This window comes from candidate division WOR-3 bacterium (genome assembly GCA_039804165.1).
GTDB lineage: Bacteria > Hydrothermota > UBA3072 > UBA3072 > UBA3072 > JAFGHJ01.
The window spans coordinates 140,423-163,953 of sequence record JBDRZZ010000003.1; the positions used below are offsets into that span (position 1 = coordinate 140,423).

Sequence of the window (23,531 nt, forward strand, 5' to 3'; positions counted from 1 at the left end):
TTCAAATTTTTTTATAAACTTGGTTTCTGAAAAAACACTGAGCACCCATACTGGCCTTAAAAGAAATCAAACCTCTGTTTACCTCCATCGGATTTTCCGGAGAGACTTCTTGATTCACACCCAGATCCAGATATTTAAAACCGTTTTTTTGTCCCCATTTTATTATTTCAAATAAAAGATAATTTATAGGACGATACTCTTGATACTCGTAATCAAGAGCAATATAAAAAGCTAAAAGAGTTTTTTCGTTACATACAAATATTAGAGACCCTCCCAATAAAATTCCATTTCTATAAGCTAAGAAAAGTTTAAAATTATTTGGGAGAAGAGAGTTGAGAGTTCTTAACTCTTCAAGTGTATGAGTTACAGGGACCTTAAACTTCTCCTTATTTTTTAATAAAATGGGGTAGAAATTCTCATAATCCTCGCTTAATTTCACTTCAACATTTGCTTTTATGGCTTTTCTTATTGCATTTCTGGAATTTCCATGGCATATTTTTAATGGATCTTCTTTTGAAAGATCTATTACCGATGTATACATAATTGAAGAATAGGTAAACCCATTGTAAAGAAGAACATATTCTAAATTGCAAGTAATTTCTTTTAAATATATAATTGGAGGAATTGTAATATAAACCTCTTTTATGTTATTATCCTTGCAATACTTAATGAAAGTTTTTATTACGCAATCTACCTTATCAAAACTTCTGTCATCCATCACAATTCCTCCAAAACTTGCACCTGCAGGAGACTTAAAAACAGAATTGTTTAACATTCCTGGTAAAACCGCTATTATGTTACTCTCTGAGTGGAAAACAAGATGATGGAAATTGAATCTGTTAATTGGGTGATATTTTAAAAATTGTATTTTATGGAAAATTGTTCCATTATTAGCTTTATCCACAAATTTATCCCAAGCTTCTTTTAATTCTTCTCTGTAAGGTTCTACAATTATCTCTTTCATTTAAGGATGCTAAGCCTCAATATAATCGTTGTAAGTGTGTTGAGGGCCTGGGAATTTCCCAGATTTAACTTCCTCTTTATATTTTGTTAGGGCTTTCTTAATCATTTTTTCAAGATCTATATATTGCTTTGAGAATTTTGGTTTAAAGCCAAAAGATAGACCAAGAATGTCATTGACAACAAGGATTTGCCCATCTAAATTTTTACCAGCTCCTATCCCATAAATTGGAATGGAACAAGTTTCTTTAACTTTTAAAGCTAACTTTGGAGTTACTGCTTCTAAAATGATTGCAAAAACGCCAATCTCTTCAAGTTCTTTTGCCGCTTTAACGGTTTCTTCTATTTCTTGTTCGGTTTTTCCTATTATCTTGTGTCCTATTTGTAGAAAATATTGAGGATTTAAGCCTATATGTCCCATAACAGGTATTCCTGCATCTATAATCGCCTTTATATTATCTTTTTGCTTAACTCCTTCAACTTTTACTCCAGAAGCTCCTAATTGAAGAAATTTTCCTGCGTTTAAGACTGCTTTATGGGGAGTTGTATGAAATGAGAGAAATGGCATATCTACAATTACTGGTGTTTTTTTTGCTCCTTTTAGAACCCCCTTTGTGAAAGTGAGCATATCTTCCATTGTTACAGGAATAGTACTTGAATACCCTAACTCGCAATTACCAGCAGAATCACCAACAAGGATCCAATCTATCCCACATTCCTCTGCGATTTTTGCAATTGGATAATTATACGCAGTTATACCTACTACGATTTCTTTATTTTGTTTTTTTTTAAGGAAAAACTTTGCTGTTGGCTTACTCTCCTCCAATTCTCCCAACCAATCTTACTTTATCCCCAGTAGATATATCAGTATTCCCCATAATAGAGGTTATATATCCTGAGGCTGTTTTATCTTGAACGTTGACAATCTGAATCTCCCCAAGAGGTTTAATTAAATCTCTTTCCCTTCCTCCTTGTTCTCTGTAGATGAGGAAAACATCTCCAAGTTGAACGTCTTTATTTTTTCCGGGTTCAATATAAGCAACGGAGAAGGGCTTTACTACGTCTTCATCTTCTTTAAAAGCAATTATTTTTCCTTTTAAATCTTGAAGTGTAGGCTTAACTTTCCCAGCTTTGATTTCAGGCGGAATATAATCCATGATCTTATCACCCACTTCTATTTTTTCATAAGAGTCAATTATTCTTGCTTTTGATACTTTCTCCCCTGCTTCAATTATTTTTAATATACCTTTTATTCTTACTATTCTTCCATATCCAAAAATCTCCTTGTCCCATTTAAATATAGTATAAAGCTTATCTTCTTCCACTCCCTTAGATTTACCAATATTTACTTGAACTTTGTCTCCAAGAGTAGTTGGAGAGCCTTCAAGTACAGCTTCTCCATATAGAATCTTTTCTACCTCTCCTTTTTCTAAACTGTGATCTGTAGTTATAAAGCCTGCAGAAAGAGCAGCCTTTCTTGTAAAGGCATATGTTTCAGGTTTTATAACCGAGAAAAGAACAGGTTCCTCTTTCCATAACTCAAGAGGAGTCTTTTTTGTGCTAATTGCTTTTCTCTTTTCTTCGATTAATTTGCCTTTTGCCCCTTTTAATTCTGTTACTAACCCTTCTTTCAGAGGAGGTGTTACTTCTTGTTCGGCAGGAACATTTGGAATTACAAAAACTTCCCCAGGATAAATCCAGTGTGGATCTGCTATTGAATCTTTGTTTGCTTCATATATTACAGGCCAGAGAAATGGATTATTGTAGTAATGTTCAGCAATAAACCATAAACATTCCCCTTTAACTACAGTGTGTTTTTTATATTGTGCAATCAAAGAAAAGCTTCCAACCAAAAGGATAGTTAAAATAAATCTTTTCATTTTTTACTCCTTTTCTTTTATATATTTTAATTCAAGATCTTGAATTATGTTCTTTAAATAACCTTCTTCTTCTTTTGTTAGGTTACCTTTTGTTTTATCTCTAAGTATTCTTAAAGAGTCTATGAGATATCTTGATGTTTCTAAGTCTTTTTCCTTTTTGCCTGTTAATGGATCCTCTACAAGCCCAAGAGAAATATAAGCCCCTGTTGCCATCCGCATAACTATGGAAGAAAAAGTTGCTTCTTCTAAAACTTTTTTTTCTTTTTTACTCATTTTGCATAAAGCTTTCAATTGGGCGAAAGAGGACTCGAACCTCTGACCTCCTGCTTGTAAGGCAGGCGCTCTCACCTGACTGAGCTATCCGCCCCTTTTTATTTTAATCTTTGCAACTTATTTTGTCAAGGGTAATATTCATTTACATTAAGATTGTCTACTAAGACTTAGCCATTTTATTTTCTCTGAAATTTTGTAGAGTAATTTCAAAGGGACCTCATTAAGAATAAGCATTCAAGTTGAACTCTTTAAGATTTATTTTAAGACTCAATTAAAGTCAACGTGATATTTCTCTCTTTATCGCCTTTCCTATAAGAATAAAATAATTCATAAGGGGATTCTATCTCTGGAAAAAGATAAATTCTCTCAATTCCTAAATTTTTTAAAATATTGATGTTTGCTTCCTTAAGAGAGAGAAAATATTTGCCGTCTTTAAAATAAACACAAGGTGAGCCAAATTTATTGAAGAGATTTGCAATCTCTTCACTAACTTCGTAGTCTTCCCATTTTATGCAATAACCAAGCACAACTTCCCACTCAAGAGGTTTTATCCCATAAATTTCCTTCATTTTTAACACAAAATTTTTCGGAAATTCAAGAACTGTTCCCCTCCAACCAATATGAAGAAGTCCAAGAAGTTCTTTCTGTTTATGGTAAAAGGTTAGTGGAAGACAATCTGCCGTTCTAACATACAAACCTACATTTTTCTCTTGGGTGAAAAGCCCATCTCCAACCAATTTTACTCCAAAACTTGCCTTATGAATTATTGCAGAGTGAATTTGAATAAGACCTACAGTTTTACATTTTATAAAATCAAGAGGATTAAAATATTTTGTTCCCTGAATCACTTTTACTTTTGGTTCAAAATAAAATTCATACCATTCTTTTTCGCCTTCAACTCTTTTCTGCCAAGATTTGGTATCTTTATTCATAGCCAAAAATTTATCTTATTTTAAAAAAAATCAAGAGAAAATAAAAATTGGAACTAATCTGGTTTTTTCGAATCTAATATAATTAAAAAAGAGCATGCTCTTTAAAAGAAAGGAGGTTTATATGCGTAAGATTTATTTAATTTTACTTTTATCTCTATCACTTTTTGGGGTAAGTAAGTTAAAGATAAATGGTGATTCGGTGGCTACAATTATAATAGGAGATACTCTATTTTTAGAGGTAAACTTAGATGGAGATTCTTTAGCCTCTTTGGAGGTCTATATGGATCTTAATAATAATGGAATTCTTGAAGAAGGAGAGCCACCTTTATACTATGGGTGTTTAATTGATGGAAGCTGGGAAGACATTGATGAGAAGAAAAATATCTATTTTTCAACAGTGGTGAGATCCTCCAAGATTGAGATTCCTACAGGTGACTTTATTGTTATAGTAAGAGATGAAGCAGGACTAGATCAAGCAATACTCCATGTTCAGCCTCCTATAGGTGGACCTCTTACTGGAAAGATATTCTTTCCTAGTCCCCTCCCAATTAATGCTTCAGGTGTATTGGTAAAAGCTGTCCCTTGTTTTAAGGACGCAGCTCAAGAAGAAATAGGATCCTTAATTGACATAACGAATCAGGAAGGAGAATATAGCATTTCTGTCCCCACGCTTCAATATTATAAGATTCTCACACTTCCTCCTAATGAAGTTTTCCCTGGATTTTTAGGGACTTTATCTCGGGATTCAGCTATACCTGGGGAAAAATCTTTAGATGATACTTTGATTGCCACGGATGGCTCTTTGTTTAAATGTATATTCCTTAAAGAAATGACACAAGAGCCTCCCACCCCTTATACTTCTCCAATAATGACTTTTATCTCCGGTCTTTTCATAGATCCTTCCGGAATGATTGAAACTTTAATCCCTTGCTTTAAAACCGGGGTTGGGAAATTAGGAGAGGGAAGTTTCTTGTTGCGGTCTTCTTCTTTGGGAAATTCATGGGAGGTGGAGTTCTTTCAAAAATATGATCCTTACTCAATGACTCCCCCAAAGAGATCTTTTTCATTCGTTGAGGTTCCGGATACTATAATAGATACAATTATTGTTGAACCTTGTGATGCACAGATAGCAGGGACTGTTTTTGTAGATGGAGTTCCTACAGATGGGATAGAAGTTTGGGCTTTTTCCCCTGGAATTGGAAAGGCTCCAAGCTCAGGGACTTTCTCTACAGGCTTTTATAGACTTCTTGTTTCTTCTAAACCGATGTCTTATACAGTCGGATTAAGTGATTTCCCTGATTCCTTATATGGAGGACCTAAAAATGTCTCCCCTGGCTCAAGCGGTGTAAACTTCTATGTAAAAACGATGGGGATAAAAGAGGAGGAACGTTCTTCCAACTTAGAAGCTTTCCCGACCCTTCTTATTTCCTCTACCTTGCTTGAGGTAAAAGGAGTAACTAAAAAAGATGCAGCTCTCAAGCTGTTTGATGTAACTGGAAAGATGGTTGGGGTAATTCCTCAGAAGGAATTTATAGGAAATACCGCAAGATATGAAATAGATATTAATAGACTTCCAGGAGGAATTCTCTTTGGGAAAATTGAAAACGAAAAAGGAACTATAAAGCTCACTCTTTTAAGATAAATAAAACACCTCTAAAAAGGAAGGTGCTAAAAATAGCACCTTCCTTTTTAGTTCTTGTTTTAATTAACAATATAATTATCTTAGACACTTTTAAGCTACCCTATTTTCTACTCGAAATTAAAACAATATTTTTTGACATTATTATTTTATATTTTACATTTTTAAAAAATTAAGTGCTTGGAGTTAAAGGCTATGTGTTTTGGACCATTTTTTGTAAGAAATTATTTTTAATGACAAATTTTAAAAATGAGGGGAGAAAATCGCGAGATAAAGAAGATCAATATAAAGTAGCTTTTGAGACTGCGGCAACGAGTATTGTAATAATAGAAAATGATATGACAATATCCCTAATAAATAAGGAATTTGAACGTCTCTCAGGGTTCAAAAGAGAAGAAATAGAAGGAAAGAAAAAGTGGACCGAGTTTGTTGCAAGAAAAGAAGATTTGGAGAGGATGAAGAGATACCATATAGATAGGAGAAAAGACCCGAATTCTGTTCCAAAAAATTATGAATTTAAATTTATTGATAGATATGGTAAGCTGAAAGACGTTTATATTTCTGTAGACATTATTCCTGGAACAGATAAAAGTGTGGCTTCTTTATTAGACATTACAGAAAGAAAAGAAAGGGAAGAAGAATATAAAAGTTTAATCAATGGAATGAATGAAACTGCTTTTGTAATTAATTTTGATGGTAAATTTATAGAAGTTAACGATAGAGCTTTAGAAGTCTTAGAATACTCAAGAGAAGAATTTTTAAAAATGGGGCCAACTGATATTGATGCTCACCTATCTAAAGAAGAAATAGAAAATCTTATAAAAGGAATGAGAAAAGGAGAAAAGCAAGTTTTTTCTACTCTTCATAGAACAAAAAAAGGAAAGATAATTCCTGTGGAAATTAGTTCGAGTTTAATAACTTATAAGGGTAATCCTGCGATCTTAAGTATTGCAAGAGATATAACAGATAGAGAAAAGGCAGAAAAGGCATTGAGAGAAAGTGAGGAAAGGTTCCAAACAGTAATAGAAAATATGCCATACGGTGTATGTTTACATAACATTGAGGGAGAAGTCTTGCTTGTAAATAATGCGTTTTGTGAACTTTCTGGATACAAAAGAGAAGAACTCCTAAAAATGAGAATAAAAGACTTTGATCCTGAAAGCGAGACAAGAAAAGATAAAAAAAGGTTCTGGCTTAAATTAGGGAAAGGAGAATTTGCCAGATTAGAATCCACTCTCTATCGAAAGGATGGATCTTCTTTCCCTGCAGAGATATGTATTAGTGCAATCTCCTTAAGAGGGGAAAAAATGATCTTGGGAATTGTTCAAAATATAAAAGAAAGAAAAGAAGCGATTGAGAAGCTTAAGGAAAGCGAAGAAAAATATAGAAATCTATATGAAAGTTTAGTAGATGCTTTTGTTAGATTTGACATGGAAGGTAATATAATTGAATTTAATAAGACTTACTTAGAAATGCTTGGATATTCTGAAGAGGAAATAAAAAAAATGAAAAATACAGATTTAACTCCTTCAAAATGGCATAAAATGGAGAAAGAGATAATAAAAGAGCAAATTATAAAAAAGGGTTACTCGGAAGTTTATGAGAAGGAGTACATTAGAAAAGGTGGGGAGATTTTCCCTGTAGAATTAAGAGCTTTTTTAATCCGCAATAATGATGGAACCCCTAATAGTATTTGGGCGATTGTTAGAGACATAACTGAGCGAAAAGAGTTAGAGAAAGAGTTAAGGAAGATAGAGAGACTTGAATCTTTAGGGGTCCTTGCCGGTGGAATTGCTCATGATTTTAACAACCTCCTTACAGGAATTCTTGGTAATTTATCTCTTGCTGAAATAAAAGAAGAAGGAGGAGAAGACATAAAAGAGCTATTAGAAGAAGCAAAAGATGCTGCTCTTCAAGCAAAGGAGTTAACCCAGCAACTTTTAACTTTTTCAAAGGGTGGTGAGCCAATAAAAGGGGAAGTTTCAATAGAGGAGATAATAAGAAAAACAGCAGAATTTGCCCTTAGAGGTTCAAATGTTAAGTGTTCATATGATTTTCCAAAAGGTCTTTGGAAGGTGGAAGTGGATAAGGGTCAAATAGCCCAGGTAATAGAGAATCTTACAATAAATGCAAAACAGGCGATGCCCGAGGGGGGAGAAATAAAAATTAAAGCTGAGAATCTAATACTTGAAAATTCGCAACCCATCCCTTTAAAAAAGGGTAAGTACATAAAAATTACATTTATGGATGAAGGAGTAGGAATTCCTGAGGAGAATTTACCTCGTATATTTGATCCTTTCTTTACCACTAAAAAAAGAGGTAGTGGGCTTGGTCTTGCAATTGTCCATTCTATTATTCAAAAACATAATGGATTTATTACTGTTGATTCTAAATTAAAAAGTGGGACTACCTTCTTTATTTACCTCCCAGCAATGGAAAAGAAACTTGAAGAAATAGTGAAAGAAGAAATAAGAATTGATTCCACTCTTAAAGGAAAAGGCAAAATTCTTGTTATGGATGATGAAGAAACCGTTCGAAATACAATTAAGGGAATCCTTAAAACTCTTGGATATTCTGTTCTCTTAACTAAAAACGGGGAAGAGGCTATAAGAAAATATAAAGAAGCCATTAAGAAAAAAGAGCCATTTGATGCTGTTATTCTTATCTAACTGTTCCTGGAGGGATGGGAGGTAAAGAGGTAATAAAAAGACTTTTGAAAATCAACCCAAAGGTTAAAGCTATAGTTTCAAGTGGTTATTCTAATGATCCAGTTATGTCCCATTATAAAGATTACGGATTTTCTGCAGTAGTCATAAAACCTTATGATGTTTACGAGCTTAGTAAAGCATTGAAAAGTATTCTTCCATAGAGAAAAGAGCTTATATAAAAAGATTTTTTTAAGAAACTTGACAATTAGTTTATTCTAAATAAGTTTCTTAGAATTAAAGATGTATAAAATTGGGTTACTTGTTGGGACAAGACCTGATGCAATAAAGATGGCACCTTTGGCAATGGTTTTGAAGAAAACAAGGGTTTTTTCTCCGTTTGTTATTGCAAGTGCTCAACATAGGGAATTATTAGATCAAGTTATACATCTTTTTGGTCTAAAAGTAGATGTAGATTTTAATTTGATGAAGGAAGATCAAGATCTTTTTTATATCACAGGAAGCTTACTTAAAAAAATGAAAAACATTTTAGAAAAAGAAAATTTAGATCTTCTTTTAGTCCAAGGTGATACAACCACAAGTTTTGTGGCTGCTCTATCTGCTTTTTACAAGAAGATCCCTATAGGCCATATTGAGGCAGGGTTAAGAACCTTTGATAAATATCAACCCTTTCCGGAGGAGATAAATAGGATTTTTATTGATAATATTAGTGATCTTTTGTTTGCTCCAACGGATTGGGCGAAAGAGAATTTAATAAAAAGTGGGATACCAATAGATAAAATATATGTGACCGGAAATACAGGAATTGATGCGCTTTTTTGGGTTATTAAAAACACAAAACCAGACAAAAAGATTGAAGAATTAGTTGAAAATAAAAAGAAGGTAATCTTATTTACCTGTCACAGAAGAGAAAGCTTTGGAAGCCCAATGGAGGAGATATTTGAAGCTGTTAGGGAAATAGCAAAAAGGAAGGATACTTTAATTGTTTATCCTGTTCATCCTAATCCCAATGTTAAAGAAAAAGCCAAACGGATCTTAGGAGGGGTTTCTAATATAAAATTAATTAAGCCTCTTAGTTATGAAAATTTGGCGTTTCTTTTATCAAAGGCTTATCTTGCCTTAACAGACTCGGGTGGAATTCAAGAAGAGGCTCCTTCTTTTGGGGTTCCTGTTTTTGTATTAAGGAATAAAACAGAACGTCCAGAGGGAATTGAGTGTGGTGTAGCGAAGCTATTGGGGACAAATAAACACAAAATTCTTGAAGAGGTTACAAAGATATTAGATAATGAAGAGGAGCGAAAGAAAATGAGTAAGAAAAAAAATCCCTATGGTGATGGGAAGGCGAGTGTTAGAATTTTAAAAATACTTAAAGAGTTCTTTGGATAGTTTGCGATGAGAATTCTTCTTAATGGAATGTATTTTTATCCAGAAGTTGGAGGAATGGAAGTTCATATGTTGAATCTTGCTATTGAGTTTTTAAGACTTGGAGATAGGGTGGAAGTGGTTACATCTAATTCTGCCAAAATGGGTGAAAAAGAGGTTTATAAAGGTATTCTTATAATAAGAACCCCTTTTTTCGGTAAAAATTTACTTGGATGGATTTTAACGACCTTATTTTCTATCCCTGTTTTTTTAAAAAGGTCCAAAAAGGCAGATATTGTTCATGGTCATGACATTGCTTCAATACTTCCGTGTATGATTGCAAAAAAATTCAAAAAGAAGCCTTTTATTCTTACATTACATAGTTCTCACTTCATAAAACTTTCAGAAAATTTCATATTTAAAAAATATTTTAGGTGGGGCATAAAAGGTGCTGATTACGTTTTTGCTGCAAGTAAGGAAATAAAAGAGATTGCAAATAAATTGGCGCCAGAAAAAGAAGTAGAAACCATTGTTAACCCTGTTAATACAGAGTTTTTTTCTCCTTGGGCAAAGCCAATTATTAGGAGAAAAAAGGGAGAATTTTTATTAATTTGTCCACGTCGGCTTGTTGAAAAAAATGGGGTTCAATTTTTAATTGAAGCAATGCCTAAAATCTGTAAAGACAAAAAAGTAAAATTAGTAGTGGTTGGAGAGGGACCATTAAAGGATAGAATAGAGAAAAGAATAAAAGAACTTAAAATAGAAAAGAATGTTTTTCTTATAGGAAGTTTACCTAACGACAAAATGCCAGGTCTATTTGTAAGCGGAGATTTAGTGGTAATTCCTTCTCTTATGGAAGCAACTTCTATAGCAGCTCTTGAGGCAATGTCTTGTGGAAAGCCAGTAGCCGCAAGTAGAGTAGGTGGTTTGGTTGAGCTAATAGATGAAAAAGTAGGATTCTTAATGGAACCTAAGAATCCAGAAGATATAGCGAGAAAAATAAATCTTGCTTTTAATAATGTTAATTTACTGAAAAAGAAAGGAGAATTAGCAAGAAAAAAAGTCATTAGTAATTGGGGGTTAGATAAACTTGTGGAGAGACATAGAGAAGTTTATCTTTCTTTCTTAAAATTATCCCATTGACATAAATATTCAAATATATTATTATACTTACGCATAAGGATTAGATATGGAAATGGATAATTATAAAAAAAGTGTTTTATCATCAGGAGTCACTGTCTGTTCTGAATTTGTCCCTTATGCCTCTTCTGTTGCAATTGGCATTTTTGTCGTTGTGGGATCAAGGGATGAGAAAAAGGAGAAGGAAGGGATATCGCATTTCACTGAGCATGCAGTTTTTAAAGGGACAAAGACTCGGACCGAGAGAGAAATTTCTTTCGCAATAGAGTCAAGAGGGGGTTATTTAAATGCATCAACTTCTAGGGAGTGGACCTCTCTTTATGCTCATGTTCTACCCGAAGATCTCGAGCTTGCAGTTGATGTTCTTGGAGATATGGTAGAAAATCCTCTTTTTTTAGAAGAAGATTTAGATGCAGAGAGAGAAATTATCTTACAAGAGATTAAAATGGTAAATGATTCTCCAGAAAATTTGGTTTTTGACTATTCATTTAAAAGCACTTTCGGAGAGGAACATCCATTATCCAGATTTATATTGGGAAGGGAGGAATCTGTAAAAAGTATAAATCGTAATGATATTTTAGAATTCTGGGGAGAACATTGGTCCTCTAATAGAATTTTTGTGTCTGCTGCGGGAAAAGTTAGTCATGAAAATTTGTGCTCTCTTATAGAAAAAAGAATAAAAAGAGAAAGGGGAAATAATATAAATAGATTTTCCCCTCTCTTAGAAAGGGTGAGTATTAACATTATTCCTAAAAGAGAGTTAAAACATAAATATGTGGTCCTCTCTTCTTCTTCTTTTCCTTACACAAGTAATTTAAGATTTGGACTGCTAATTGCAGGGACTATTCTTGGCTCAGGAATGAGCTCTCTTTTGTTTCAGAGATTGCGTCAGGAATTAAATTATGTTTATGAGGTTTCCACTTTCAGTGAGTTTTTTACCGATACAGGAATTTTTGGGATATATTTTTCTACAGATCGGTTAAAGGAGACTTTAAATGCAACAAAGGATTTATTAGGTTCTTTAGAGTTTACTGAAGAAGAGGTAAACTCTGCAAAGAATAGATTGAAAGGTAATATCTTAATTTCTTTGGAAAGTATTGATAATAAAATGGAGAGGAATATTAAAGAAGAAATTTACGGTGGGAGGAGGTCTTCTATTCTTGAACTTTTAAATAAAATAGAAAACGTCTCGATGGAAGAGATAAAAACTATTGTGGATCATTATTTACGCCCAGAAAACCTTGTTCTTACAGTTTTAGGAGAAGCCAAAAATGTTTCTTGGTGATATTTATAATTCAAGGAGATTCTCTTTATACGAATCTTTCCCTTTTAATTTTTATAAAGATAAATTTTATTATTTTATGAGTCGGGATATCCAGATAATAAATCTTTTTTCTGTAGATCCTATAAGTATTCACCAAATAATTGAATCTGAGATAGGCTCGGAAGAAAAGATAATAAAAGAACTTAGGATCTTTCTAGAAGTTCCTGAGGATTATAAACTTCTTCTCCTTCCTAATCGTTTTGCTGCTTATTATCTTGCTTTTTTCACAGTAGCTGATGTAGGAGACGAAATATTAACCCCTGCGCCTATACCTTATTTTCTAAGACAATATGCGGATGTTTGTGCACTTACAATCAAATGGATAGAAACAAAATCTGCTGAAGACTTCGAATTACCTTTGAGAAGGGAGGTGGAAGATTCTATTACTCCAAGGACGAAAATATTTTATTTTTCTGAACCTAATTTTTCTGGGAATATAATATATTCAAAAGATAGCTTAGAAAGGATAATTTTTATATCAAGAAATTATCAATTGTTTTTACTAACAGATGAAACTCTTTCAACTCTTTTTAGGGACAAAGAAGGGTTAATATTCACGAAGAACTTTGCTCTGAATAACGAAAGAATCATTAGAATAAATAATTTCCTAAGGGAATTCTTTTTAGGGGATTTAACAGCTTTTATTTTTCATTCAACTTTACCTTCAAAGATTGAATTAATAGCCCATGATTTATTTCCTGTGATACAGCCTCAACTCTCTAATGTAGATTATTTTCTAAAACACTCAGAGGAATTACTTCAAGGAAGACTTCAAAAATTAGAACAAAACAGGATTGTGCTTCAGAGCTTTTTAGATAGTAGGCCTGATGTTGTAATTAGTTACCCAAATACTATATCTTCTGTTTTTCTGAAACTTCCAGTTCCTAATGCTGATACTTTTGTGGAATGGTTATTGTGCGAGTATAATTGGGATAAAAGAACCGTCTTTGTTGCGCCAGCTTCTTTATTTCATTCGAAGGAATACGAGGAGGAAGGGGAAGTTTTGATTGATTATAGCTATCTCAATCCTGAAATCTTAGAAGAAGGTTTAGAGATATTAGGAGAGGCTCTCAATCGTTATCTTGGGCTTAGTGAAAAAGGAGTGGTAAAGGATGATTTCCGAGAGGGGTAAAAATACACCTAAGTCTTCAATAAGAAAACTTATGCATTATGCAGATAAGGCTAGAAAAGAGGGTGTTTATGTTTATCATTTAAATATTGGGCAACCAGATATAAAGACGCCTAAGGTAATTCTTAATGGAATAAGGAACTTTGATGAAGAGATTTTAGCTTATAGTCCTTCTCAAGGGATCCCAGAATTAAGGGAAGCCATTACCGAATATCTAAATGAAGATTTTTCTCTTAAAATAAACCCCGATGAAGTTTTTATAACAACAGGTGGAAGTGAGGGAATTTTATTCACTCTTCTTGCGGTTTTAAATTATGGAGAAGAAATTTTAACTCCAGAGCCTTTCTATAGTAATTATGGACCCTTTGTTTCTATTGCGGGTTGTAAACTTATTCCTATTGAGACTTCAATGGAAAATGGCTTTCATCTTCCTTCTTCTCAGAAAATAAAATCTTTAATAACACCTAAAACCAAAGCAATTCTTGTGTGTTCTCCAAATAACCCAACAGGCACTTTACTTACTGATGAAGAGATGAAGATGCTTGTCGATATTGCATTTGAAAATAATCTCTGGATTTTTTCGGATGAGACTTATAGAGAGATTGTTTTTGAAGGGAAGGCCCCAAAGACCTTTTTGCAATTTGAGAAAGCTATAGATAGAATTGTTGTTATTGATTCAATATCAAAGAAATTTTCAGCTTGTGGTGCACGGATTGGTTATGTGGTTACAAAAAATAAAGAGTTATACGATATTCTTCTTAAGTTTGGGATGGCAAGACTTTGTGCTCCTACAGTTGAACAATATGCAGCTATTAAGGGATTTAGAGAACGGAAAAACATTATACCAGAGATTGTTAAGGAGTATGAGCACAGAAGGAACGTTGCTTTTGAAGAAATTGGGGAAATAGAAGGAGTAATTTATAGAAAAACAGAAGGAGCTTTTTATACAATTGTGAAACTCCCTGTAGAGAATGCCGAAGAATTTATTATTTGGATGCTAACCTCTTTTAGAAGAGATGGTAAAACCACAATGATTACCCCTGCGGATGGTTGTTATACTTTCCCTTCCAAGGGAATAAATGAGGCAAGAATAGCTTTTGTTTTAAATGAGAAAGATCTAAGAGATGCATTAAGGATATTAAGAGAAGGGCTTTATGAGTTTAACAATAAATATAAAAAGATTGGATGAGGGGATACCACTACCAGAGTATCAAACTGAAGGAAGTTCAGGTCTTGATCTTTATGCTTCTGAAGATTGTATTTTACCCCCTGGGGAATTTAGAACCATCCCTACAGGTATAGCTCTTGAGATTCCATCTGGTTATGAGGGAGAGATTAGAGCAAGGAGTGGATTGGCTTCTAAGTTTGGGATTGGGATTCTTAATTCTCCAGGAACAATAGATTCTGATTATAGAGGAGAAGTTAAAGTCATTTTATTCAATTTTGGTAAAAAGGATTTTAAAATAAAAAAAGGAGATAGAATAGCTCAGTTGATTATCTCAAAGGTGGAGAAAGTAAAACTAAAAGAGGTGAAAGAACTTTCTCAAACAAAGAGAGATGATAAAGGATTTGGTTCTACAGATCTTTAGTTTTTCATAAGAATGTTGTTCTTTAAAAAAACTTTTATGCTTTTTTTAACTCAATTTTTAAGATTCACTCCAGAAGCTCTTCGTGAGTTTCTTGCGAAGCTCTTTGGAACATTATGGTATATTTTTGCGAAAGGAAGGAGAGAAGTTATAAGAGAGAATCTCCTTGCAGTTTTAGGGGAAGCAAAAGAAGAGGACGTGAAAGAGGTTTTTATCAACTTTATGAGAGTTTATGGTGATATTTTGAATATCCCAAATATGAGTGAAAGATATGTAAAATCAATGATAAAAGTCCCAGAGCTATATATATTAAAAAAGGAATTAGAAAAAAGTAGAGGCCTCATTCTTGTTTCTTGTCATCTTGGTGGTATGGAACTTGCGGGAATTTTTCTCTCAAGTTTAGGATTCCCTCTTTATTCTGTAGCGGAAACCCGTGGCCCTGGAATGAGTTTTTTTAACTTTTACAAAAGATATAGGACAAAATTTGGAAATAAATTACTCTCTCTTGAAAGTAAAAATTTAACATTCAAATTAATCAAGCTTCTTAAGGAAAACAAAATAGTGGTTTTGATTGGAGATAGAGATATTTTAAATACTGGAGTTCCTACAAAATTTTTTGGGAGAATCGTTTCAATACCAAAGGGAATTGTTTTACTTTCAAGAATAACGAAAGCTCCTATCTTGGTAGGATTCTTAGCTCTAAATAAATTTGGTTCCCCACGATATATAGGGAAGATTTTTCCCCCAATATATCCGGAAGAATTCTGTTCTCCTTTGGAGATGTTAGATGTATTAGTCAAGAATCTTGAGGAGGCAATAAAAATGTATCCTTTACAATGGTTTGTTTTTCAGAGGATTTGGAAATGAAAATTATTTTTGTTTCGGATCTCTATTACCCACATATTGGAGGAATTTCTGAACATATATTTCATCTTGCAAATGAGTTTGAAAGGATGGGGCATAAGGTTTCAATTCTCACAGCAAATATAGAAGGAGATCTAAAACCTGATGAAAGAAGAGTTATAAGAATTGGAAAATCAATTGTTATTCCAATGAATAAGTCTAACGCAAGAATTACCTATCAAGTTAAGCTTTCTCTACTATCAGAAGTTATAAATAAATATAATATAGTCCATATCCATGGAACAATTGCTCCTACACTTCCTCTTCTTGCCTTAAAGGTTTCGAAGAGAACAAATATTTTCACCTTTCACCCTACATTTAATTCTTCTACGTTATATAAAGTCTTCAAAGGTTATTTAAACCATTACTTTAGGAAAATTCACGGAAAGATAGCGGTTTCTCCCACAGCTATGGCGTCTATTTCTAAATATTTTCCTGGTGAATATCGCATAATTCCTAATGGGATTGATGTTTCTAGATTTAAAATAAGAAAGGTGGAGAAAAATCCTTTTGAAATTTTATTTGTTGGGAGGATAGAACCGAGAAAAGGCTTACAATTTTTAATTGATGCATTGCCAATTATTAAGAGAAGATTCCCAAAAGCATTTTTAACCGTAGCAGGAGGAGGTTATAAGAGTATGAAGATAAAGATTCCGCCAGGGGTTAGAGAAGCAGTTAACTTTTTAGGTTTTGTATCCCCTTCTAAATTACCTGAAATATTCAATAGAGCGAGCGTTTTCGTTTCTCCCGCAATAAGCGGTGAGAGTTTTGGAATCGTTCTTTTGGAGGCCATGGCTTCTGGGATTCCAGTTCTTGCTTCGGATATTCCGGGTTATAGATGTGTGATTAAAAATGGAGTGAATGGTTTACTTTTCCCCCCTGGAAAGCCAGAGGAAATTGCGTCAAAGGTTATAAAACTTATGAAAGATGAGAGATTACGGAAGACTTTAATAAGAGGAGGACTTAATACAGTAGAAAGATATTCTTGGAGTGCCATTGCAAAAGAAATTATTAAATTCTACTATGAAGTCAGTCCTTCTCTACCATAATATATCAAAAACCTTTTCTCCTTATGGAGGGGTTGTTTTTCCTTGGGAATTTAGGAAGCAAATAAGATTTCTAAAAAATAAAAGAATAAAATTTTTAACCCCAGAGAATTTTATCAAGGAGGATTCTGGAATCTTACTAACATTTGATGATGGATATATTGATTTATATGAGTTTGCTTTTCCAATAATTCAAGAAGAAAAAATACCTGCTATTATTTTTGTGGTTTCAGGGTTTGCTGGGAAAAAGAATAATTGGGATGTTACAATAGGGAAATCCTTTATCCATCTTCCATGGAGTAAAATAGATGAGATGCACCGCTATGGGATTACGATTGGTTCTCATTCTCATCTTCATCCTGATTATTCAAGAATCCCTATAGAGTTTGTAAGAAAAGATATGGAGATCTCTTTTAAGATCATTTCAGATAAACTTGGAGAAGAAGTGAAGTACTTTTCTTACCCTTTTGGTAGAATAAGAAAAGGGGAATGGTATCTTGCAGAAGAAGTTGGTTTTAAGTTAGCATTTACTTCTATCCCTGTTTCTTTGGGTAATCCTTATTTTTTAGGAAGATGGGGAGTTTATACCATAGATAATATCTTTACTCTTTCTGCGAAGTTAGGATTAAATAAATTAAGAACAATTGAGAAAATTAAGTGTAGAGGAATAAATTTGGTCTCTAATGCTACCAGTATTATAAAAGGATTTAAATCTTAAGGATTATCTTAACTTCACAATCACAGGGAGTTTTATTCTCTTATAATAAGTTGATTTAAATAATGAGAGGGTTTTCTCAACATCTTCTTTTTTGAACCCAGCTTTTATAATCTCTTCTTTGTTTTTCTTTTCGTCTACATAGAGTTTCAAAATGGGGTCCAAAATCCTATAAGGCAACAACTCATTTTCATCTAATTGGTCTTTATTGAGTTCTGCTGTCGGTGGCCTTTTTATAATTGAACTTGGAATGACTTTTCCCTTTGTCTTGTTAATCCATTTTGTTAGTTCGTATATTTCGGTTTTATATAGGTCTCCAATTGGAGCAATAGCACCTACAGTATCGCCATAAAGGGTACAATAGCCTGTTAATATTTCAGATCTATTTCCTGTTGCGATGACCAAAGCCTTTTCTTTATTAGCTACATACATAAGAAAATTTGCTCTAATTCTTGCCTGAAGATTTTCTTCTGGTATTTCTATTCTTTTAATAATGAATTTCTTAGAAAGCTTTTCTAAATATTTATCGAAAATATCTGTTATATCAAACTCGATTAACTCTACACTTATTCTTTTACAAAGTTCATAGGCATTTTCTTGACTTTGAAGAGAAGTAAATTTAGCCTTCATAAAAAGAGGTATTATATTCTCTCTACCAATTGCTTCAGCTGTTAAAAAAGCTGTGATAGCTGAGTCTAGCCCTCCACTTACTCCTATAACACCTTTTTTAAAACCACTTTTATTGAAGTATTTTCTTATTCCTTCTATGATTTTACTATATACTACTTCCCATTTCATCTTTATTTACTCTTACAAAGATCTATTACGATTCAAAATTAAACCTATAAAGTTTCCTTATTTGGTTTCAAATAATGATAAAATCCTATATCTATTATCTTTTTAGTATTTTAGGATATAATATATTTTAAATGAAGGATAAGTCAATAGATTTAATTTTGGAATAGGGAAATCCAAAACAAGCTGGATTTATTTTCTGAATACTAAATAGAACTTTAGAAATTTAACCCTAAAGATTCGTATATTTTTAAGATTGCTTCTTTTGTTCTTTCATAAGAAAATTTGCTTTTTACTATTTTTCTTCCCTCTTCCCCCATTTCGATTCTTTTCTTCTTGTTTTTAATTAGTTCTTTTAACTTTTCTACATATCCATTCAGATCATTGGGTGAAATGAGATAGCCTGTAAAAGAATCTACGACCACTTCTTTTATTCCGTCCACAGAAGAGGCTACAACAGGGAGCCCTGAAGCCATTGCTTCAAGAATAGATAAAGGGGCTCCTTCCCATTTTGAAGGGAGAAAGAAAATATCAATCTTGGAAAGGAAATCAGGGATGTCCTTCCGCCATCCTAAAAGCTTAATTCTTTTATTTCCTCTTATTAAATTTTCTACTTTTTTACGAAGAACCCCATCGCCAACATATAGAAAAACGACGTTCTTGAATATTGAAGTCACTTTTAAGGCGACTTTCGCCCAAATTATTGGATTTTTTTGAGGTTTAAAATTAGCCACCGTTCCTATCTTTATAAAGTTATTCCTTTTGCTTCTCCTTTTAAAAAGACTCGTATCTACATAATTGGGAACATAGATATATTTTGGCCTTTTACTAAGACCCCATTCCAGGGCTTTTTTTATATGGATCTTAGAGACTGAAATTTGAAAATTGCCAAAACAAGAAGCGATTCTTTCTGCTAAGAGATAAATAAATCTTTTGAAAAAAAGAATATAAGGATTAATAGCGAATCCATGAATGTGGTGGACGGAAAATACAAAAGGAAGTGTTCCCGAAACTAATCTTCCAATTATACCTGCTTTTGAACCATGGGTGTGCAAGATTATTCGGTCATATTCTTTATGAAATGTAATAAGAATATTTCTTAATTTAAAGAAACAAAGGATGTCACTTAGTGGACTAATCTCTCTTTTTAAACAAGATAATGTTATGTGTCTTTCTCCTAGTTTTTCTTTTACGTTTTGATAGAGAAATCCACCCTTTCCTGTGATTAATACTCCTTTATCTTTTAACTCTCTTACTAAATCTAATACAATTTTTTGAGCTCCCCCTAATTCTAATTTAGCAATACATTGAATAACTAAAACTCGCATAAATTCTCTGCAATTCTTTTTCCTTCCAAGATAGATTCTTCCATATAAGAATATTCCCACTTGCCGAATCTTCCTGCTAAGGTTATATTATAATTCTCTAAAAATTCCTTGATTTCTCTGAGGATATTCTCTCTACTTTTATTATAAATTGGATAGGCATATGGAATCTCAACCTTAGAAACTATATCTATCTTTTCTCTTTTTATCATTCCTATTTCCTCCAGATTTTTAATTACAATTTCAATAATTTTTTTACTTGGATTTTTATCTCTATATGAAATTTCTACCCATAATGAGGAACACCCTTTAGGTGCAAGCTCTCTATACACATTTGAAAGAGAGCCAACCCGATAGAAAGGAATTTCCCTTTCTGGAAAATATATCCAGTGAAATTTCGAAGGTTCAAAATTTATATTATGTAGTTCACCTGGAGGTAAAATTTCTCCTTTTATTCCAATATTTAAACAAAGAACCGAATTCCAAATCAGTTTTTCTTTTAATTTAATCTTCCTTCTATAGAACATCTTCAATAACTCAGGAAGAGGGATTGTAGAAATAAGCTTCTCATATTTTATTTTCTTGGAATCTAAATAAACATAATTTTTATCTATTTTCTTAACTTCCCCTTTTACAAACTCAATTCCTTTAGAAAAAGAAGAAATAAGCTCACCAATTCCTTCAGGAGGATAAAAGAATTTAGCGTTATAACCAACTTCCTGTGAAGAGCTTGGCTTTTCCTTAGGCACATAATTAACGAGAAAATTAGGGGTTATTTCTCTTATTGGATATCTCCAAAGCTTCTCATTATAAGGCAAGAAAAAAATTTCATATAATCCTTTTCCAAAATTACTAATAAACCAATCCTCAAGATTTTGAATTTTTTTCTTGTTTCGAAGAGTAAACCATATAGAGGATTTTATACGGCTTAATATAGGAAGGTATTGAATGTTTAATTGAATTGGATATGGAATAAGTCTTTTGTAAAGATAAACATACGAGTTTCTTTTTATTAATCTAATATTAGGAAGAAGTTTTTTTATTAGATTTTCAACATATATGGTTCTGCAATGAAGAAAATGCCCTGTATAGTTAAAAACATATCCATCTATATTTATATTCCTACAGAGTCCTCCTGGCTCTTTTTCTTTTTCTATAATTATGAATCTACAATTTCTCTCTTTAAGATGATATGCAATAGATAATCCTGTAATTCCTGCTCCAAGGATTACAATCAAGTTTTGCCTCTTAATATAATGCCAAAAAATGCAAATATTAGAAATCCAACCGCATATGAAATTACGGCACCTTTAAAGGTAAGTAAAGTGATGATAAAAGAAGCTTCACACAAAGCAATTGTTGAGAGGTATATTATAGCCACTATTGAAGGAATAGGCAAGCCCGAAGCCTTAAGTTTTAAAACAAAGTGGTCATGAGAACCCCTAAGAGGATTTTGTTTTTTCGTAATTCTAAGAGATATTACATAAAAAGTGTCAAAAATTGGGATAAAGAGAATTAATAATGGGACAAAAATACTAATGGGATTACCGAAGGAATACCTTGTAATTAAAGCTACCACTGAAAGAATGTAACCAAGAAAAAGACTCCCCGAGTCTCCCATAAAAATTTTCGCTTTTGGTAAGTTAAATGGTAAAAAGCCAAGACAACTTCCGGCAAGAGTCAAAGCAATTATAGGATAATTTCCTGTGCCAAAAGCTGAAATAAAAACAAAACTTAAGGCTGAAAAAAAGCCAACCCCTGCAGCTATCCCATCCATCACATCAATTATATTAAAAGCATTTGTAATTCCAACAATCCAAAAGATGGATAAGATTATGTTAATGGATGTAGGTAAAGAGACAATTCTCATCCTAAAACCAGCCCAGACCGTAAAAATTCCTATTAAAAATTGAAAGAAAAGTTTTAGATACCTTGAATAAGGCCTAACATCGTCAAATAACCCAAGGAGGAAAATTAAAAAACCAAATAGGAGTATTTCTTTCTCTCCTTTACTTAAAAGACCAATTAAGGTCCCTAAGAAAATTGCAATTCCACCACCATAAGGAGTTGGATCAGAGTGGGTTTTAATTCCTCCCGGTTTATCTAATAATCCTATTTTTGGAGAAATCTTCCAAAATAGAATTGTTAAAAAGAAACTTAAAAAAAATGCGAGAATAAAATAAATCATCTCTTAACTCTCCTTTTCAAATTAACAAGTTTATCCAAATTAGTCAATATAAAATTTTTTCAAATCAGTTGAAATAATCCACCGCATTTTTGAAGATTTTAAGCCCCTCTCCTCCTAATTTCCCATCTTGCCAATCAGGGGGAGAGTGTTTAAATATATTTCTTTCTGGATGTGGCATGAGCCCTAAGATTCTGCCAGTTTTATCACACAAGCCAGCTATTTTACCACTTGAATTTGTAGGATCTTTCCCAAAATATCTAAGAGCTACATATCCTCCCTTTTCTATTTTATTAAGTGTTCTTTCATCCCCAATAAATAACCTTCCTTCACTATTCGCCATTGGGATGCGAAAGGTTTCTATTCCTTTTGTAAATACACAATGATTTGGTTCTGCTTTAAGAGTAAGCCATTCGTCTCTAAATTTAGCTTCTGGAATTAGGGTGAGCGTAGCCTTAGCGTCTTTAAAGCCTGGAAGGAGTTTCATTTTTATTAATATTTGAAAACCATTACATATACCAATAATAAGATTTCCTTTTTCTACGAAATTAAGAATTTCATCTTTTATTTTTGTAAGCCTTGCTGCTTCTGCGGTTCCTGCTCCAAGGTCATCTCCATAAGTAAATCCTCCCGGAATTGCAAGTATTTGTATTCTTGAGAGAATCTTTGGGTTTCTTAAAAGAGCGTCGAGAAATATAAATTCCACATCTGCCCCTGCTTTACTAAAAGCGAAACCTGTTTCTACATCGCAGTTTGTTCCAGGCCCTCTTAAAATTAAAGCTTTTACCATTTTACGGCCTTTTCCCATAAATCTAAAATATGTCTTATTTTAACATCCATTATTGTTTTTCTCTCTTTCTTTAAGATAAAAGAGTCTCCTCTTGTCTCGCCAATCTTATAAAAAGGAATTCCCTTTAGATGCCTTTCCACATATCTCGCTTTGTCTCTCTTTACTTCGAGGAGGAAACGTGAATTTGATTCGCTAAATAACAGAATGTCTTCCCTTAAGGTTGGGGTTATAAAGCTAATATCAACTTCGCATCCAATTTCGTTAGAGAAACACATCTCTGCAAGCCCAACAGCTAACCCTCCTTCTGATAAGTCGTGAACTGAGAGAAATAAATTTTTTCTAATCCCATCTGATATTTTTTTTAATATTTTATATGAAAGTGGTCCATTAACTTCGGGAGGCTCTCCATCTATTTCAAGAATTTTTGAGAATACACTCCCTCCTATTTCATCTTTTGTCTCTCCTACAAGATAAATATAATTATTCTCTTCTTTGAAATTTGAGGTCATTGAATAATTATAATCATCTATGACTGAAAGTGATGAAATTAAAAGAGTTGGAGGGATTGAAATTCTTTTTTTTGAAGAATCTTTCAATGTGAAAAAGTTATTTAAACTATCTTTTCCTGAGATAAAAGGTGTTTTGAATATTTTAGCATAGTCATAACAAGCCTTCACTGTCTCAAAAAGAGTTGCAAATACTTTGGAATTTGCAACATCACCAAAACAAAAGTTATCAAGAAGAACAGCATTTTTAATATCTCCTCCGGCAGCAACTAAGTTCCTTAAAGATTCATCAATCACTGAAGCTCCCATCTTATAAGGGTCTATTTTTCCATATGAAGGATTAATGCCAAATCCCAAAACAACAGCTTTATTTGA

At 32.9% G+C, this 23,531-nt stretch carries 23 protein-coding genes and 1 tRNA gene; 12 read left to right on the forward strand and 12 right to left on the reverse strand.

What is annotated here, in order from left to right; translation table 11 throughout:
* Position 1: 1 nt before the first annotated feature.
* The 6 genes from ABIN61_02650 to ABIN61_02675 all read right to left on the reverse strand — a co-directional run bounded on the left by ABIN61_02650 (position 2) and on the right by ABIN61_02675 (position 4,045).
* A complete protein-coding gene (locus ABIN61_02650) occupies positions 2 to 964 on the reverse strand; it encodes a GNAT family N-acetyltransferase (protein ID MEO0293106.1) in 963 nt (320 codons plus the stop codon).
* A 9-nt stretch (positions 965 to 973) separates the two neighbouring features.
* On the reverse strand, positions 974 to 1,786 hold the full coding sequence (gene panB, locus ABIN61_02655; protein ID MEO0293107.1) for a 3-methyl-2-oxobutanoate hydroxymethyltransferase: 813 nt from the start codon (positions 1,784 to 1,786) through the stop codon (positions 974 to 976).
* Positions 1,773 to 2,840 (reverse strand): LysM peptidoglycan-binding domain-containing protein, encoded by a 1,068-nt coding sequence (locus ABIN61_02660; GenBank protein ID MEO0293108.1) that lies wholly within the window; start codon positions 2,838 to 2,840, stop codon positions 1,773 to 1,775. Before ABIN61_02660 ends, panB begins: the two co-directional genes overlap by 14 nt.
* A gap of 3 nt (positions 2,841 to 2,843) precedes the next feature.
* Positions 2,844 to 3,113, reverse strand: a complete 270-nt coding sequence (locus tag ABIN61_02665; protein ID MEO0293109.1) for a DUF1844 domain-containing protein — start codon at positions 3,111 to 3,113, stop codon at positions 2,844 to 2,846.
* 19 nt (positions 3,114 to 3,132) lie between these two features.
* Positions 3,133 to 3,207 (reverse strand) — tRNA-Val (locus ABIN61_02670).
* 166 nt (positions 3,208 to 3,373) lie between these two features.
* Complete coding sequence (locus ABIN61_02675; protein MEO0293110.1) at positions 3,374 to 4,045, reverse strand: polyphenol oxidase family protein; 672 nt, start codon at positions 4,043 to 4,045, stop codon at positions 3,374 to 3,376.
* 121 nt (positions 4,046 to 4,166) lie between these two features.
* Between ABIN61_02675 and ABIN61_02680 the strand changes: the two genes are divergently transcribed.
* The 12 genes from ABIN61_02680 to ABIN61_02735 all read left to right on the forward strand — a co-directional run bounded on the left by ABIN61_02680 (position 4,167) and on the right by ABIN61_02735 (position 17,558).
* Positions 4,167 to 5,687 (forward strand): hypothetical protein, encoded by a 1,521-nt coding sequence (locus tag ABIN61_02680; protein ID MEO0293111.1) that lies wholly within the window; start codon positions 4,167 to 4,169, stop codon positions 5,685 to 5,687.
* Between the two features lie 230 nt (positions 5,688 to 5,917).
* Complete coding sequence (locus tag ABIN61_02685; GenBank protein MEO0293112.1) at positions 5,918 to 8,353, forward strand: PAS domain S-box protein; 2,436 nt, start codon at positions 5,918 to 5,920, stop codon at positions 8,351 to 8,353.
* Positions 8,354 to 8,367: 14 nt separating this feature from the next.
* Positions 8,368 to 8,553 carry a hypothetical protein gene (locus ABIN61_02690; protein MEO0293113.1) on the forward strand — a complete coding sequence of 62 codons (186 nt, stop codon included), beginning with the start codon at positions 8,368 to 8,370 and terminating at the stop codon, positions 8,551 to 8,553.
* A 79-nt stretch (positions 8,554 to 8,632) separates the two neighbouring features.
* Entirely contained in the window at positions 8,633 to 9,736 is a 1,104-nt protein-coding gene (gene wecB / locus ABIN61_02695; GenBank protein ID MEO0293114.1) for a UDP-N-acetylglucosamine 2-epimerase (non-hydrolyzing), read from the forward strand.
* A 6-nt stretch (positions 9,737 to 9,742) separates the two neighbouring features.
* Entirely contained in the window at positions 9,743 to 10,855 is a 1,113-nt protein-coding gene (locus ABIN61_02700; GenBank protein MEO0293115.1) for a glycosyltransferase family 4 protein, read from the forward strand.
* 52 nt (positions 10,856 to 10,907) lie between these two features.
* Positions 10,908 to 12,137: a pitrilysin family protein gene (locus ABIN61_02705; protein ID MEO0293116.1), complete on the forward strand. Its 1,230-nt coding sequence runs from the start codon at positions 10,908 to 10,910 to the stop codon at positions 12,135 to 12,137.
* Positions 12,124 to 13,308, forward strand: coding sequence for a hypothetical protein (locus tag ABIN61_02710; protein ID MEO0293117.1), 1,185 nt, complete (start codon positions 12,124 to 12,126; stop codon positions 13,306 to 13,308). The genes ABIN61_02705 and ABIN61_02710 overlap by 14 nt, the downstream gene beginning before the upstream one ends.
* Positions 13,289 to 14,494: a pyridoxal phosphate-dependent aminotransferase gene (locus ABIN61_02715; protein MEO0293118.1), complete on the forward strand. Its 1,206-nt coding sequence runs from the start codon at positions 13,289 to 13,291 to the stop codon at positions 14,492 to 14,494. Before ABIN61_02710 ends, ABIN61_02715 begins: the two co-directional genes overlap by 20 nt.
* Positions 14,460 to 14,894 (forward strand): dUTP diphosphatase, encoded by a 435-nt coding sequence (dut, locus tag ABIN61_02720; protein MEO0293119.1) that lies wholly within the window; start codon positions 14,460 to 14,462, stop codon positions 14,892 to 14,894. Before ABIN61_02715 ends, dut begins: the two co-directional genes overlap by 35 nt.
* A gap of 36 nt (positions 14,895 to 14,930) precedes the next feature.
* The gene (locus ABIN61_02725) at positions 14,931 to 15,758 is read left to right on the forward strand and encodes a lysophospholipid acyltransferase family protein (protein ID MEO0293120.1); all 828 of its coding nucleotides are present in this window, start codon (positions 14,931 to 14,933) and stop codon (positions 15,756 to 15,758) included.
* Positions 15,755 to 16,843, forward strand: a complete 1,089-nt coding sequence (locus tag ABIN61_02730; protein MEO0293121.1) for a glycosyltransferase family 4 protein — start codon at positions 15,755 to 15,757, stop codon at positions 16,841 to 16,843. The genes ABIN61_02725 and ABIN61_02730 overlap by 4 nt, the downstream gene beginning before the upstream one ends.
* A complete protein-coding gene (locus tag ABIN61_02735; GenBank protein MEO0293122.1) occupies positions 16,818 to 17,558 on the forward strand; it encodes a polysaccharide deacetylase family protein in 741 nt (246 codons plus the stop codon). The genes ABIN61_02730 and ABIN61_02735 overlap by 26 nt, the downstream gene beginning before the upstream one ends.
* A gap of 3 nt (positions 17,559 to 17,561) precedes the next feature.
* Here ABIN61_02735 and nadE read toward each other — a convergent pair whose 3' ends face one another.
* The 6 genes from nadE to ABIN61_02765 form a co-directional block, all read right to left on the reverse strand.
* Positions 17,562 to 18,353 carry an NAD(+) synthase gene (gene nadE, locus ABIN61_02740; protein MEO0293123.1) on the reverse strand — a complete coding sequence of 264 codons (792 nt, stop codon included), beginning with the start codon at positions 18,351 to 18,353 and terminating at the stop codon, positions 17,562 to 17,564.
* A gap of 215 nt (positions 18,354 to 18,568) precedes the next feature.
* Positions 18,569 to 19,678 (reverse strand): glycosyltransferase, encoded by a 1,110-nt coding sequence (locus ABIN61_02745; protein MEO0293124.1) that lies wholly within the window; start codon positions 19,676 to 19,678, stop codon positions 18,569 to 18,571.
* Positions 19,666 to 20,913 (reverse strand): FAD-dependent oxidoreductase, encoded by a 1,248-nt coding sequence (locus ABIN61_02750; GenBank protein MEO0293125.1) that lies wholly within the window; start codon positions 20,911 to 20,913, stop codon positions 19,666 to 19,668. The genes ABIN61_02745 and ABIN61_02750 overlap by 13 nt, the downstream gene beginning before the upstream one ends.
* Positions 20,910 to 21,863: an MraY family glycosyltransferase gene (locus tag ABIN61_02755; protein ID MEO0293126.1), complete on the reverse strand. Its 954-nt coding sequence runs from the start codon at positions 21,861 to 21,863 to the stop codon at positions 20,910 to 20,912. The genes ABIN61_02750 and ABIN61_02755 overlap by 4 nt, the downstream gene beginning before the upstream one ends.
* Positions 21,864 to 21,927: 64 nt before the next feature.
* Complete coding sequence (locus tag ABIN61_02760) at positions 21,928 to 22,650, reverse strand: phosphoribosylformylglycinamidine synthase subunit PurQ (protein ID MEO0293127.1); 723 nt, start codon at positions 22,648 to 22,650, stop codon at positions 21,928 to 21,930.
* The coding region (locus ABIN61_02765; GenBank protein MEO0293128.1) for an AIR synthase-related protein at positions 22,644 to 23,531 on the reverse strand (888 nt) is incomplete at its 5' end. The genes ABIN61_02765 and ABIN61_02760, both read right to left, overlap by 7 nt.